General features: G+C 62.3%; 11 protein-coding genes and 1 tRNA gene. 1 reads left to right on the top strand and 11 read right to left on the bottom strand.

Annotated features, from left to right (window positions below; genetic code table 11):
* Positions 1–169: 169 nt before the first annotated feature.
* Complete coding sequence (locus tag C8C92_RS10350; protein ID WP_133250731.1) at positions 170–475, bottom strand: hypothetical protein; 306 nt, start codon at positions 473–475, stop codon at positions 170–172.
* A gap of 88 nt (positions 476–563) precedes the next feature.
* On the opposite strand from C8C92_RS10350, the gene C8C92_RS10345 reads away from it, so the two are divergent.
* On the top strand, positions 564–1,247 hold the full coding sequence (locus tag C8C92_RS10345) for a response regulator transcription factor (RefSeq protein ID WP_116743723.1): 684 nt from the start codon (positions 564–566) through the stop codon (positions 1,245–1,247).
* A gap of 11 nt (positions 1,248–1,258) precedes the next feature.
* Here C8C92_RS10345 and C8C92_RS10340 read toward each other — a convergent pair whose 3' ends face one another.
* From C8C92_RS10340 to C8C92_RS10295, 10 genes are all read right to left on the bottom strand, one after another.
* Positions 1,259–2,020, bottom strand: a complete 762-nt coding sequence (locus C8C92_RS10340; RefSeq protein ID WP_243420168.1) for a sulfite exporter TauE/SafE family protein — start codon at positions 2,018–2,020, stop codon at positions 1,259–1,261.
* A gap of 1 nt (position 2,021) precedes the next feature.
* On the bottom strand, positions 2,022–3,023 hold the full coding sequence (gene pta / locus C8C92_RS10335; RefSeq protein WP_099759954.1) for a phosphate acetyltransferase: 1,002 nt from the start codon (positions 3,021–3,023) through the stop codon (positions 2,022–2,024).
* Between the two features lie 192 nt (positions 3,024–3,215).
* Complete coding sequence (gene xsc / locus C8C92_RS10330; protein WP_116743721.1) at positions 3,216–5,033, bottom strand: sulfoacetaldehyde acetyltransferase; 1,818 nt, start codon at positions 5,031–5,033, stop codon at positions 3,216–3,218.
* A gap of 226 nt (positions 5,034–5,259) precedes the next feature.
* Positions 5,260–6,270, bottom strand: coding sequence for a porin (locus tag C8C92_RS10325; RefSeq protein WP_116743720.1), 1,011 nt, complete (start codon positions 6,268–6,270; stop codon positions 5,260–5,262).
* A 70-nt stretch (positions 6,271–6,340) separates the two neighbouring features.
* On the bottom strand, positions 6,341–7,165 hold the full coding sequence (locus tag C8C92_RS10320) for a thiazole synthase (RefSeq protein ID WP_116743719.1): 825 nt from the start codon (positions 7,163–7,165) through the stop codon (positions 6,341–6,343).
* Positions 7,162–8,466, bottom strand: coding sequence for a D-amino acid dehydrogenase (locus tag C8C92_RS10315; RefSeq protein WP_116743718.1), 1,305 nt, complete (start codon positions 8,464–8,466; stop codon positions 7,162–7,164). Before C8C92_RS10315 ends, C8C92_RS10320 begins: the two co-directional genes overlap by 4 nt.
* A gap of 16 nt (positions 8,467–8,482) precedes the next feature.
* Positions 8,483–9,547 carry a YeiH family protein gene (locus C8C92_RS10310; protein WP_077401830.1) on the bottom strand — a complete coding sequence of 355 codons (1,065 nt, stop codon included), beginning with the start codon at positions 9,545–9,547 and terminating at the stop codon, positions 8,483–8,485.
* Positions 9,548–9,751: 204 nt separating this feature from the next.
* On the bottom strand, positions 9,752–10,621 hold the full coding sequence (locus tag C8C92_RS10305) for an NAD(P)-dependent oxidoreductase (protein WP_116743717.1): 870 nt from the start codon (positions 10,619–10,621) through the stop codon (positions 9,752–9,754).
* 56 nt (positions 10,622–10,677) lie between these two features.
* The gene (hisC, locus tag C8C92_RS10300) at positions 10,678–11,733 is read right to left on the bottom strand and encodes a histidinol-phosphate transaminase (RefSeq protein ID WP_116743716.1); all 1,056 of its coding nucleotides are present in this window, start codon (positions 11,731–11,733) and stop codon (positions 10,678–10,680) included.
* A 221-nt stretch (positions 11,734–11,954) separates the two neighbouring features.
* A tRNA-Ser gene (locus C8C92_RS10295) sits at positions 11,955–12,044 on the bottom strand.
* Positions 12,045–12,217: the final 173 nt, after the last annotated feature.

Below are 12,217 nucleotides of genomic sequence, written 5' to 3'. Positions count from 1 at the left end.
GTATACGGAGCACCCACGCGCCACCTCACCCGCGCCCCTGGCGGCGGGTGAAGTGGCGGAAATGGCGATATCGGCCATGCATGCGCCATGCGCACAGACAGCCTCTCCCTCGCTTCCATCCCTATTGCTTTTCACCACATAAATGTGGCCAAAAGCTACAGAAATTTCTTTAGGGAAAATATAACAAAGATTCCAGATTTATAAGTGAGCAAACCTGAGCGATTCCCGACTGATTCACTCGGGAATCGAGATGTATCCAGGCGGGTATATGCACGGGTATATGCAGCGAAAAACTGACGATGCCATCCATGCCGGCACTGTTCCGTAGCACCGCCATGCTGCGCAGAAAACTGATCAGGACAGCCGCGTAAAAGATGCCGAAAATCAGCAGGAAGGCGCGTGCCGGACGGTGTCCGCGCAGTGTGAGCCATGTGGCCAGCACGATGAACAGGACGATCAGCGGCAGCGGTGACACCGACAACGCCACGGGTAAAGCGGGGAAACAGCGCGGGCAATTCCAGTCAGACCTTCACGCCGTGAAAACGATCGGGTATCCTTGCCCCATGTTGAACCTTATTCTGCTTGAAGATGAAGACGTCCTGCGGCAAGAACTGACCGAATTTCTTGGCGATTGCGGCTATCGCGTCAGTGCAGTCGCCAATCTGGCCGACTTTCAAGCCTGTTACGCTCCCACGCAGCACCATATTGCCGTCATCGACCTGGGCTTGCCCGATGGCGACGGCATGGAACTGGTGCGCGCGCTGCGGGCGCAGGGCCGGCAACTAGGCATTGTCGTCTTTACTGCGCGCAGCGCGATGCAACACAAGATAAGCGGCTTGATCGACGGCGCCGATTACTATCTGCCGAAAAATACCGACCTCGATGAACTGGCTGCCACCCTGAGCAGCCTGCGCCGCCGCCTGGGCGAACCGGTGACCGCGCCCACATGGATACTCGAACTGGGGCCGCGCCGCCTGTTGCCGCCCGGTTGCTGCGCCATCGCGCTGTCGCAGCAAGACTTGATCGTGCTGCAAGTACTGATGGCAGAGCCCGAGCGCATCGTCAGCCGCCAGCAAATCGTCGAGTCGCTGGGCGAGGATTTCCTCGACTACGATCAGCGCCGCCTCGACACGCAGATCCGCCGCCTGCGCCGCAAGACCGAGCAAGCCACCGGGCTGTCCCTGCCCATCAATACGGCGCGCAACGCCGGTTACCGCTTCTTCGCCAACGCGGCAGTACGGCCCTGAACCCGCGCTCGCTAACTGAACAATTGCGGCACGGCCGCCGCCATCAGCGACAGGCCGATCAAGGTCAGCACGGCAAACGCGATACGGCGCATGCCGCGCTGGGCGATCGGTGGCGGATAGCGCTTGCCGGCCATGGTGGCCAGCACGCCGACGGGCAACGCCAGCATGCACAAAAGTAACACTTTCGCATCGAGCTGGCCCTGGCTGCCCGCCATCAGGGAGCGCCCGCCCGCGCTGATGGCGAACAGGAAGATCAGGCTGTAGCGGATGGTCTTTAAACTCATTTCCTGACGGTAAAACTGGTACACGAGCGGCGGGCCGGCCAGCGAAAACAGGCCCGAAAACAGGCCGCCGCACACGCCGCTGATGAAGAAACTGCGCTTGTCGGCCGCGCCCGGCCCTGGTGGCGCCTGCAGCAAAATGCTGACGCCGCCATACACGATGGCCGCGCCCAATAACAGTTTCAGGACGGGCGCATACGCCTGGTCCAGGTATCCCAATAGCAAGACGCCGGCCGCCATGGCCGGCAGCAAACCGATGCTGGCCGCGCGGATGGCGCGCCAGTCCAGGTGGTGCAAGGCGCCCGGCAAGGCTACCAGGCAATTGGCCAGCGACAACAAACTGACGAGAGCCGCCAGCGCGGGCACGGGCGCCAGGCCCAGTCCGCTGGCCACGCCCATGACGATCATGCCCAGGCCAAAGCCCGTGACGGTCTGGAAATACGTGCCTGCCGCCACCACGCCCAGCAGCGCCAGCACAGGCAGGCTGAACAACTCAGCGCCCACCCTGGGCCTGCACGGACGTGACCGCAATCACGTTATACACATCGTCGGCGCAGCAACCGCGCGACAAATCGTTGGCCGGCTTGTTCAAGCCTTGCAGCAAGGGGCCGATGGCGACGGCGCCGCCCATGCGCTCGGCCAGCTTGTAGCCGATATTGCCCGCATCCAGGTTCGGGAACACCAGCACGTTCGCGCGGCCGTTGACGACGGAATCCTTGACTTTTCTCTGCGAAATCTCGGCCACGATGGCCGCATCGAGCTGCACGTCGCCATCGATGGCCAGCAGCGGACGCTGGGCCTTGACCCGGTCCGTGGCCGCATGCACCTTGTCGACGGCCGCGTGGTGGGCGCTGCCGCTGGTGGAAAACGACAGCATGGCCACGCGCGGTTCTTCCATCAGCAACGCTTGCGCGCTGTCGGCGGCGGCCATGGCGATGTCGGCCAGCTCTTCCGCCTTCGGGTCGACCACCAGGGCGCAGTCGGAAAAGATGAAGCCGCCCTTCAGGCTGTGGAACGGTTCGCACAGCATCATCAGGAAAAAGCTGGACACGAGCTTGAAGGCGGGATCGACGCCGATGATCTGGATGGCGCTGCGCACCACGTCGGCCGTCGTGTGCACGGCCCCCGCGACGCAGCCGTCCGCGTCGCCCAGGCGCACCATCAGGTTGGCGTAGCACAGCGGGTCTTGCACGGCGATACGCGCCTGCTCCACCGTCATGCCCTTGGCTTGGCGCAGCACAAACAATTGCTGGGCATAGTGCTCGGACTCCTCGGAAGTGGCCGGGTCGACCAGGCGCACGGCATCGAGGTCCAGCGCATGTTCGCGCGCCAGGGCCAGGATGGCGGCCGGCTTGCCGACGAGGGTGATATGCGCCAGGCCTTCGCTTGCCGCCCGCGCGGCCGCCTGCAATACGCGCACATCGTCGCCCTCGCACAGGACGATGTTTTTCGGCACGGTGCGGGCTTGGGCTATGATGCGGTGCAGGGCTTTCATGGGTACTCCAATTCGGTAAAAAAAGTGCCGGAACCATGGAAGCACAAAGATGGCTCCGGCACATAAAACCCGGCGCGGTGCCGGGGTCATACAAGGATCGGTCAGGGTGGTGTCGGATTACGCCAGCACCACGCGTAGGTTGGGTAGGTTGGATTAGCCCGGCAGGGCGTAATCCAACACTCCAGCAGCAAATCAGACGTAGTCTTTATATTTATCCAAGTGACGCACCGGCTTGCTCAGCGCATCGCGGCGGAACGGGTCGCCCAGCTCGCGCGTGCACATGATTTCGATGATGGTCGTCTTGCCTTCATTCATCTGCATGTCGATGGCCTTCTTCAAGGCTGGGCCCACGTCTTCCAGCTTGTCGACCGTGATGCCTTCGGCGCCCATGGCGCGTGCAATCTCGGCGAAGCTCTGGTTGTCGAGTTCACCGGCGACGAAGCGGCGGTTGTAGAAATCGACCTGGTTTTTCTTTTCCGCGCCCCACTGGCGGTTGTGGAACACCACGGCCGTCACCGGAATGTTGTGGCGCACGCAAGTCATGGTTTCCATCAGGCTCATGCCCCAGGCGCCGTCACCCGCATACGACACGGCCGGACGGTGCGGTGCGGCCACTTTCGCGCCGATGATGGTCGGAAATGCATAGCCGCAGTTGCCAAAGCTCATCGCCGCAAAGAAGCTGCGCGGTTTTTCAAAGCGCAGATAGCTGTTGGCCACCGAGTTGATGTTGCCGATGTCGGTCGATACCATCACGTCTTCCGGCATGGCTTTTTCCAGCTCGCGCAAGACCTGGCGCGGGTGCAAGTAATTGCCCGGCTCTTTCTTTTGCTCTTCGATCATGTCCAGGCTGTACGCATCCTTCTCGTGCGTCCAGTTGTCCAGTTCGTTTTCCCACGCGGCTTTTTCCGCTTGCACGGTGGCAAAGCGCTCCTCGCGCGTCGCGTCGCAATCGAGCGTCTTGCCATCCAGGCGGGAAAGAATCGCCTTGGCGGCCGCCTTGGCGTCGCCGCAGATGCCCACCGAAATCTTTTTGACCAGACCCAGCATCTTGTTGTCCGCGTCGATCTGGATGATCTTGGCGTTTTTCGGCCAGTAATCCATGCCGTGCTGCGGCAAGGTGCCGAACGGTCCCAGACGCGAACCGAGAGCGACGACGACGTCGGCCTGGGCGATCAGTTTCATGGCCGCCTTGGAACCCTGGTAGCCCAGTGGGCCGCACCACAGCGGATGGCTGGCGGGGAACGAGTCGTTGTGCAAATAGCTGTTCACCACTGGCGCGCCGAGGCGTTCGGCCAGGGCCTTGCACTCTTCGATCGCTTCGCCCATGACCACGCCGCCGCCCGAGATGATGACGGGGAACTTGGCTTTGGCTAAAAGTTCGGCCGCCTCATTGAGGCTGTGTTCGCCGCCGGCGCCACGGTCCAGGCGGTTCGGCTTGGGGATCTCGGCCTTGATTTCGCCATAGAAATAGTCGCGCGGGATGTTCAGTTGCGTCGGGCCCATTTCCGACATGGCGCGGTCAAAGCAGCGGCCCGTAAATTCCGCCATGCGGGCAGGATTCGTCACATGGCCTTGGTATTTCGTGAATTCCTCGAACATCGGCAACTGGTTCGCTTCCTGGAAGCCGCCCAGGCCCATGCTCATCGTGCCCGTTTCCGGCGTGATAATGACGACGGGGGTATGCGCCCAGTAGGCGGCGGCGATCGCCGTGACGCAATTGCTGATGCCGGGGCCGTTCTGGCCGATGACGACACCGTGGCGGCCCGATACGCGGGCATAGCCGTCGGCCATGTGGCCGGCGCCCTGTTCGTGCACGACAGGGATCAGGCGGATGCCGGCCGGGGCAAAGATGTCCATCGGGTCCATGAAGGCCGAGCCCATGATGCCGAACATGTCGGTCACGCCATTGGCGGCCAGGGTTTCCACGAACGCTTCGGAAGGCGTCATCTTTTGCGGGCCGGTGGGGGTGGCCGCTGCGGCGGCGGCTTTTTGGTCGGACAAATCGGTCATGGCTCAGTCTCCTTACGGTTTTATGAAAAATCGGTATATTTTGTTCCGATATTTGAAATACGTGTTCAATTTAACGGTTGCGAAATGCGCTGTCAATGAAAATTCATGAAAAATCGGACTGTTTCATTCCTGAATCCGGAATCCGTGCATGTGCACCACTGCTGAAACAACAATGGCGGACTATCCGCAACAGACAGCCCGCCATCGATACCTGCTGCGCTGCGGCTTAGAACTTCAGGCGCATGCCCGCCGTGAAGGCGCTGGAGTCATGCCCAGGCAAGGGCACGCTGCCGCCGCTGGAAGCGTCGCCAACGAAGTTGCTGCCCGCGCCATCGTTGTTGATGCGCCCGTACGAGGTGTACAGATTGGTGCGCTTGGACAAGGCATACGTGTAGCCAATGGCCAGCTGGCGCCCGCCGCGGCGCGCATTCGTGCGGTCATCCTTCTTGATGTACGACGCCATCACGCTACCCGCCGCGCTGACCGGCGCAGACACGCCCAGCATGACGTTGCGGAAATCCGTGCCCGCATCGTCCTTGTCCGTCTCATACGCGGCGTGCAGCTTGGCGGGGCCGAAGTCGTAGGTGCCGCCCAGCAAAGTCACCTTGGCTGTGTTCAGCTCGCTATCCTTGCGGTTGTCGTGCGCCAGGGTCAGCACCAGCGGGCCGTTGGCGTAGTCGATGGAAAAGTCGATGGTGCGGCCCAGGCTGGCACTGTCCGGCTTTTCACCGAGGCCAACCATGATGGCAGCCGACAAACCGTTCACCTTCGGCGTTTCGTACATGATGGCGTTTTTCGTGCGCAGGCTGGCCACGCTCATCAGGTTGAGCGAGGCGCCCGTCAGGCCCGTCTCGAACGGGTCGATATTGTCCAGCGCGGTAAACAGCGGGTTGTGTTGCAAGCCCAGGTTGACGGCGCCGAAGTCGCCGGACAGGCCCACATAGGCCTTGCGGCCAAACAGCGCGCCCTGGCGGTTGGCGCCCGTATCGAGGTCGAGGCCATTTTCCAGCAAGAAGTTGACCTTCAGATTGTTGCCCAGGTCTTCCGTGCCCTTGAAGCCGATGCGGCTGCCCGACTGCACGCCGGTGGCCAGCTTGGTGACGGAACCGTCCGCGCCGCCGTGTTCGGACGTCAGGCCCGCGTCCAGCAAGCCGTACACGGTGACGGACGATTGGGCGCTGGCGCTGCCGGCAAAGAGTGCGGCCAGGACGGCCGCCGCTACGAGTGTGTGTTTCATGTCATCTCCAGGTATTGTGGTTTTTATAAACGCTTGAAACGAAAATCAACTACGGTGCTACAAATCGGGTTCAGGCGATCAGCCCGGCCATCGGCGACGAGGGCGTAGCGTTCATGGCGCCTCCCCCTGAGATATTTTTCAGCATGCGTCCGGCCAGATAGGCCTCGCGTCCGCCCTGCACTGCCAATTTCATGGCGCGCGCCATGCGGATCGGCTCGCGCGCCGCCGCGATGGCGGTATTCATCAGGATGCCGTCACAGCCGAGTTCCATGGCGATGGCCGCGTCCGACGCCGTGCCCACGCCGGCATCGACCAGCACGGGGACCTTGGCTTGCTCGATGATCAGCGACAGATTCCACGGATTCAAAATGCCCATGCCCGAGCCGATCAGGGACGCCAGCGGCATGACGGCGATGCAGCCGAGGTCTTCCAGCATGCGCGCCTGGATGGGGTCGTCACTGCAATACACCATTACCTGGAAACCATCGCGCACCAGCTCCCCGGCCGCTTTTAACGTTTCCGGCATGTTCGGAAACAGCGTCTTTTCATCGCCGAGAACTTCCAGCTTGCACAGTGGGTGCCCGCCCAGCAGCTCGCGCGCCAGTTGCAGGGTGTAGATGGCGTCGCGCGCGTTGTAGCAGCCGCCCGTGTTGGGCAAAATCGTGTATTTCGACGGCGGAATGAAGTCGAGCAGGTTCGGCTCGCCCTTCTCCTGGCCGATGTTGACCCTGCGGATCGTGACGGTGACGATCTCGGCGCCGCTTGCTTCAATGGCGAGGCGCGTTTCCTCGAAATCCTTGTATTTACCGGTCCCCACCAGCAGGCGCGACTGATAGGTGGTGCCGGCCAGAGTCAGGCCGGTCCGTGGTTGGCTGGGGGTGGCGTCGTCTCTCATCGTGGTGCTCTCCTAAGTTGAACCAAGGCGGTCTCTGGCCGGGGTGGCTCCCCGCAAAACGCAAAATCGACGTCGGGCCGCCGTCCCGACACGAGGTCGGCGATCGCCCTGCCCGCGCCGCAGCCCATGGTCCAGCCCAGGGTGCCGTGGCCCGTGTTGAGGAACAACTGGCGGTAGCGCGTGGCGCCGATGTAGGGCACATTCGACGGCGTCAGGGGGCGCAAGCCGGCCCAGTAGACGGGATCGCTGTAATCGCAGGCGTGAGGGAACAGCGCCTGCACGCGGTGCGTGATGGCGGCGCAGCGCACGGGATTGAGTTCGCGCGTGTAGCCGTTCAGCTCGCACGTGCCCGCCACGCGCAGGCGCGATCCCAGGCGCGAAAACACCAGCTTGTGGCCGTCATCCGTCAGCGATACGCTCGGTGCGCTGACGGGGTCGATGATCGGATACGTGGCGGAATAACCTTTACCCGGATACAACATCAGGCGGATGCCCAACGGCTGCAGCAGCGGCGCGGAAAAGCTGCCCATGGCCACCACCACGGCGTCCGCGTATTCCAGGCGGTGGCGGCCTTGCGCGTCGATGCATTCCACGCCCGTGATGCGCTCGCCATCGGACAGCAAGCGCGTCACCATCGTGCCGTACTGAAAATCCACGCCGGCCTTGGCGGCGCGCGCGGCCAAGGCCGTGGTAAACAGATGCACGTCGCCCGACTCGTCGCTGGCCGTAAAGTCGCCGCCGACGATGCGGCTGCGCGCGTGGCGCAAGGCCGGTTCCAATCGCACCACTTCATCGGCGCTGACGGTATTGCGCGGACAGCCCAGTTCGCGCAAGAGCGCGGCGCCCGCTTGCGATTTGTCGAACTCTTGCTGGTCCGTATAGAAATGCAAAATCCCCCGTTCCAGGTGGTCATACTGGATGCCCGTCTCGCGCCGCAGCGCCTGCAAACTCTGCCGGCTGTACTCGGCCAGGGCGACGATCTGGCGCATATTGCGCGACACCCGCGACGGCAGGCATTCGCGCAGGTAGTGCAAGGCCCACTGCCATTGCAGCGGGTCCAGGCGGGGGCGGAACAGCAGCGGCGCGTCGTCCTTGCCCAACCACGTGAGCACCTTGCGCAGGGTGGCGGGATTGGCCCACGGTTCCGCATGCGAGACGGAAATCTGCCCGCCGTTGGCAAAACTGGTTTCCTGCGCGGCGCCCGCCTGGCGCTCGAGCACGCGCACATCGTGGCCCGCCTGGTGCAAATACCAGGCCGATGCCGTGCCGACCACGCCGGCGCCGAGGACAAGGATCTTCATGGCGGGCCCGGCTCGCTTAGCGCGTCAGCAGGACGGCGATGGCGACGAAGGCGGCGATCCACACCGTTTCCATCACCAGCATGATGACGGGACGCCAGCCCAGCGAGGCCAGCGACTGGAACGAGGTTTTCACGCCCAGCGCGGCAATCGCAATGACCAGACAGGCGCGCGAGGCATTGTTGATCCAGCCATTCACTTCCTGCGGGATCAGGCCCAGGCTGTTGGTAATCACCAGCCAGACAAAGCCGATCAGGAAAAACGGCACCAGCGGCGGCGCATCGACTTCGCTCTTGCCATCCTTGCGCTTGAACATGATCGACAGGCCCAGCACGACGGGCACGAGGCAAGCGACACGCGTCAGTTTGACGAAGGTGGCCACGTCGCCCGTATGGTTGCTCACCAGATAGCCGGCGCCCACCACTTGCGCCACGTCATGGATGGTGCCGCCGATGAACACGCCCGCTTCCGTCGGGTCAAAGCCCAGCAGCTTGACCAGCAGCGGGTAGACGATCATGGCCAGGGTCGACAGCGACGTCACGCCCACCACCGTCAGCAGCGTGAACTTTTCGTTTTCCTTGGTTTGCGGCAGCACGGCCGAGATGGCCAGCGCGGCCGAGGCGCCGCAGATGGCGACCGAGCCGCCCGACAAAATGCCTTCCGTGATGGGGCGTTTCAGCCACTTGGCCAGCAGGTAGCCGAAGCCTAAAGTCGCCACCAGGCCGCCGACGACGATCAATAGCGGCGTCACACCGACCGAGGCGATCTGGTTGAAAGTGATGCGCGCGCCCAGCAAGGCCACGCCTGTGCGCAGCAGGATCTTGCTGCAAAATTCGATGCCGGGCTTGCAGGTGGGGTCCGACGCGAGGAAGTGGAAGGCCAGGCCGAAGAACAGCGCATACAGCAGTTGCGGGCCACCGTAATTGCTGGAAATAAAGGTGGCAGACAGGGCGATCACCAGCGCGATGGCCACGCCGGGCCAGCTGCGCAGCACGGCGCGGGGGCGCCAGATGGCGACGGCGGAAGACAGGTAGGGAATGTTCTTGTCGACAACGCGTGTTATCGCTGAGGAGTTGGTTTTCATGCGGGTCCGCTCATAATGTTTTAAAAATTGGGACATTTCATCTCGTTTTTTAATAATACACGATGAGCTAGCGAAGTCCACGCTTTTCCATGAAAATCGAAACCCGATGTTCCGGAAACTGACGTTTTAATGATATCGACGCCGTAAACGACAAGCGGCGCGGCCCTTTGCAGGGACGCGCCGCCGTTGCTGATGCTTGAAAGATTATTTTTTGTTCAAACGGGTAATCAGGCTGGACGTGTCGTAACGGTTGCCGCCCGCTTGCTGCACTTCGGCATAGAACTGGTCCGTCAAGGTCGTCACGGGTAAGTCGCTGCCGTTGCGCTTGGCTTCGGCGAGGCAGATGCCCAAGTCCTTGCGCATCAGGTCGACGGCGAAACCGAAGTCGAACTTGCGTTCGATCATGGTCTTGCCGCGGTTTTCCAGCTGCCACGACTGCGCCGCGCCTTTCGAGATCACGTCGACCACCAGCGCCGCGTCGAGGCCCGCGTTTTCCGCAAAGGCGATGCCTTCGCTCAAGGCTTGCACCAGGCCCGCGATACAGATCTGGTTGACCATCTTCGTCAGTTGGCCGGAACCGGAGGCGCCCATGTAGGTGACGGCGCGCGAGAACAGGGCGATGACGGGCTCGGCCCGCGCGTACGCCTCTGCATCACCGCCCACCATCACCGTCAGCTTGCCGTTTTCCGCGCCCGCCTGGCCACCGGACACGGGCGCGTCGAGGAAGAACACGCCCTGCTCTTGCGCCGCCGTATGGATGGTGCGCGCCGCTTCGGCGGAAGCCGTCGTATGGTCGATCAGGATGCTGCCCGGCGCCATGGCGGACAGCAAGCCGCCCTCTTCCAGGATCACCTGGTACAGGTCGTTATCGTTGCCGATGCAGGTGAAGACGAACTCGGCGCCAGCGGCAGCGGCGGCCGGCGTGGCGGCGCTGCTGCCCTTGTGCTGCTCCAGCCAGGCGGCCGCGCGGGCCGGGTTGCGGTTGTACACGGTGACGTCATGCCCGCCCGCCGCCAGGTGACCTGCCATGGGGAAACCCATGACGCCCAAACCGATGAATGCCACTTTTGCCATATTGTCCGTCCTGTCGAGGTATGAATCCGATTATTGTTACATTACCTTGCGCAAGATCAAAGCACTTCGCGCAATGCGGCCATCAAGGCTGCACACTCGGCCGGGTTGCCGATGCTGATGCGCAGATACTGGCTGATGCGCGGTGCATTGAAGTGGCGCACGATCACGCAGCGGGCGCGCAAGCCGGCCGCCAGTTGCGCCGCGTCATGCTGCGGGTGGCGGGCAAAGACGAAGTTGGCCACCGAAGGCAGCACCTCGAAGCCCAGCGCCGTCAAGTCTGCCGCCAGCTGCTTGCGGCTGGCGATGACGGCCTGGCGCGTCTGCTGGAAATACGCTTCGTCGTGCAGCGAGGCGACGGCGCCTGCCAGCGCCAGCCGGTCCAGCGGATACGAGTTGAAACTGTTCTTGACTCTTTCCAGCGCCTCGATCAGGTCCGCATGCCCGAAGGCACAGCCCACGCGCAAGCCGGCCAAGGAGCGCGATTTCGAGAACGTCTGCACCACCAGCAAGTTCGGATAACGCTCGACCAGGGCCACGGCGCTTTCGCCGCCAAAATCCACGTACGCTTCATCAACCACCACCACCGCGTCGGGATGGGCGCGCAACATCGCTTCCACGCCGGCCAGCGGCAAGTCCACGCCCGTGGGCGCGTTGGGATTGGGGAAGATGATGGCGCCGCACGGCCCCTGATAGTCTTCCGGGCGGATGCGCATGGCGTCGTCGAGCGCTACCGTGCGGTAATCGATGCCATACAGTTTGCAATACACGGGATAGAAGCTGTAGCTGATGTCGGGGAACAACAGCGGCGCATCGTGCTTGAGCAAGGCCATGAAGGCCAGCGCCAGTACTTCGTCGGAACCATTGCCGACGAACACTTGCGCGCTGGTCAAGCCGTGGTAGTCGGCCAGGGTTTGCTTTAGTTCGCTGGCGGACGGGTCCGGGTACAGGCGCAGGCTGTCGTTACTTGCTTCACGCAGGACGGCCAGCACCTGCGGCGACGGGCCGTAGGGATTTTCGTTGGTGTTGAGTTTGACCAGGTCGGGCAGTTTCGGCTGCTCGCCGGGGATGTAGGGGGTCAGCTCGCTGACGATGTTGCTCCAGAATCGGCTCATTGCTTTGCTTTGGTATGGGGGCAGGATGGGGATACGGTAGATTACCATGGCAGAGGTAGATCAAGGTGGCGGGGGCGCTGGGAGTTACTGCCTGAATGAAGGAAAAATCGCCTTGCGCTGCGCGCTTTGGGCGGTTTTTCTACCTGCCTTGTTGCGCTGGTGGCTTGCATATGTGGTGGGCATAAAAAAAGCTCCCTTGCGGGAGCTTCTTCTATGTATTCTGGCGGAGAGGGTGGGATTCGAACCCACGGTACGATTTAACGTACGCTTGATTTCGAGTCAAGTACATTCGACCACTCTGCCACCTCTCCGTTTACTGCGGTCTATTCATTCAAACTGGCGTGCCGGTTTGAACGAGGCGCTATTTTAGCATGGGGATTGTTGGGTTGGGTAGGGGTTTATTGGCGATTTGCAACTTGGGGCTGGCAATTAAAACCAAAACCTATATGGACGATTCGGGGAGCCCCGCGCAAATATGCGCGGA

This window comes from Janthinobacterium sp. 78 (assembly GCF_003096775.1).
Classification (GTDB): Bacteria; Pseudomonadota; Gammaproteobacteria; order Burkholderiales; family Burkholderiaceae_D; genus Janthinobacterium; species Janthinobacterium tructae.
The sequence above is the reverse complement of the archived record's forward strand: the minus strand, read 5'-3'. Positions and strand labels throughout refer to the sequence as shown.

What these genes read in the sequence shown, in the direction of transcription:
- C8C92_RS10325 (WP_116743720.1), bottom strand. Translation starts at nt 6,270, where the DNA reads ATGAAACACACACTCGTAGCGGCGGCCGTCCTGGCCGCACTCTTTGCC.
- C8C92_RS10305 (WP_116743717.1), bottom strand. Translation starts at nt 10,621, where the DNA reads ATGGCAAAAGTGGCATTCATCGGTTTGGGCGTCATGGGTTTCCCCATG.
- hisC (WP_116743716.1), bottom strand. Translation starts at nt 11,733, where the DNA reads ATGAGCCGATTCTGGAGCAACATCGTCAGCGAGCTGACCCCCTACATC.
- C8C92_RS10320 (WP_116743719.1), bottom strand. Translation starts at nt 7,165, where the DNA reads ATGAGAGACGACGCCACCCCCAGCCAACCACGGACCGGCCTGACTCTG.
- pta (WP_099759954.1), bottom strand. Translation starts at nt 3,023, where the DNA reads ATGAAAGCCCTGCACCGCATCATAGCCCAAGCCCGCACCGTGCCGAAA.
- xsc (WP_116743721.1), bottom strand. Translation starts at nt 5,033, where the DNA reads ATGACCGATTTGTCCGACCAAAAAGCCGCCGCCGCAGCGGCCACCCCC.
- C8C92_RS10315 (WP_116743718.1), bottom strand. Translation starts at nt 8,466, where the DNA reads ATGAAGATCCTTGTCCTCGGCGCCGGCGTGGTCGGCACGGCATCGGCC.
- C8C92_RS10345 (WP_116743723.1), top strand. Translation starts at nt 564, where the DNA reads ATGTTGAACCTTATTCTGCTTGAAGATGAAGACGTCCTGCGGCAAGAA.
- C8C92_RS10310 (WP_077401830.1), bottom strand. Translation starts at nt 9,547, where the DNA reads ATGAAAACCAACTCCTCAGCGATAACACGCGTTGTCGACAAGAACATT.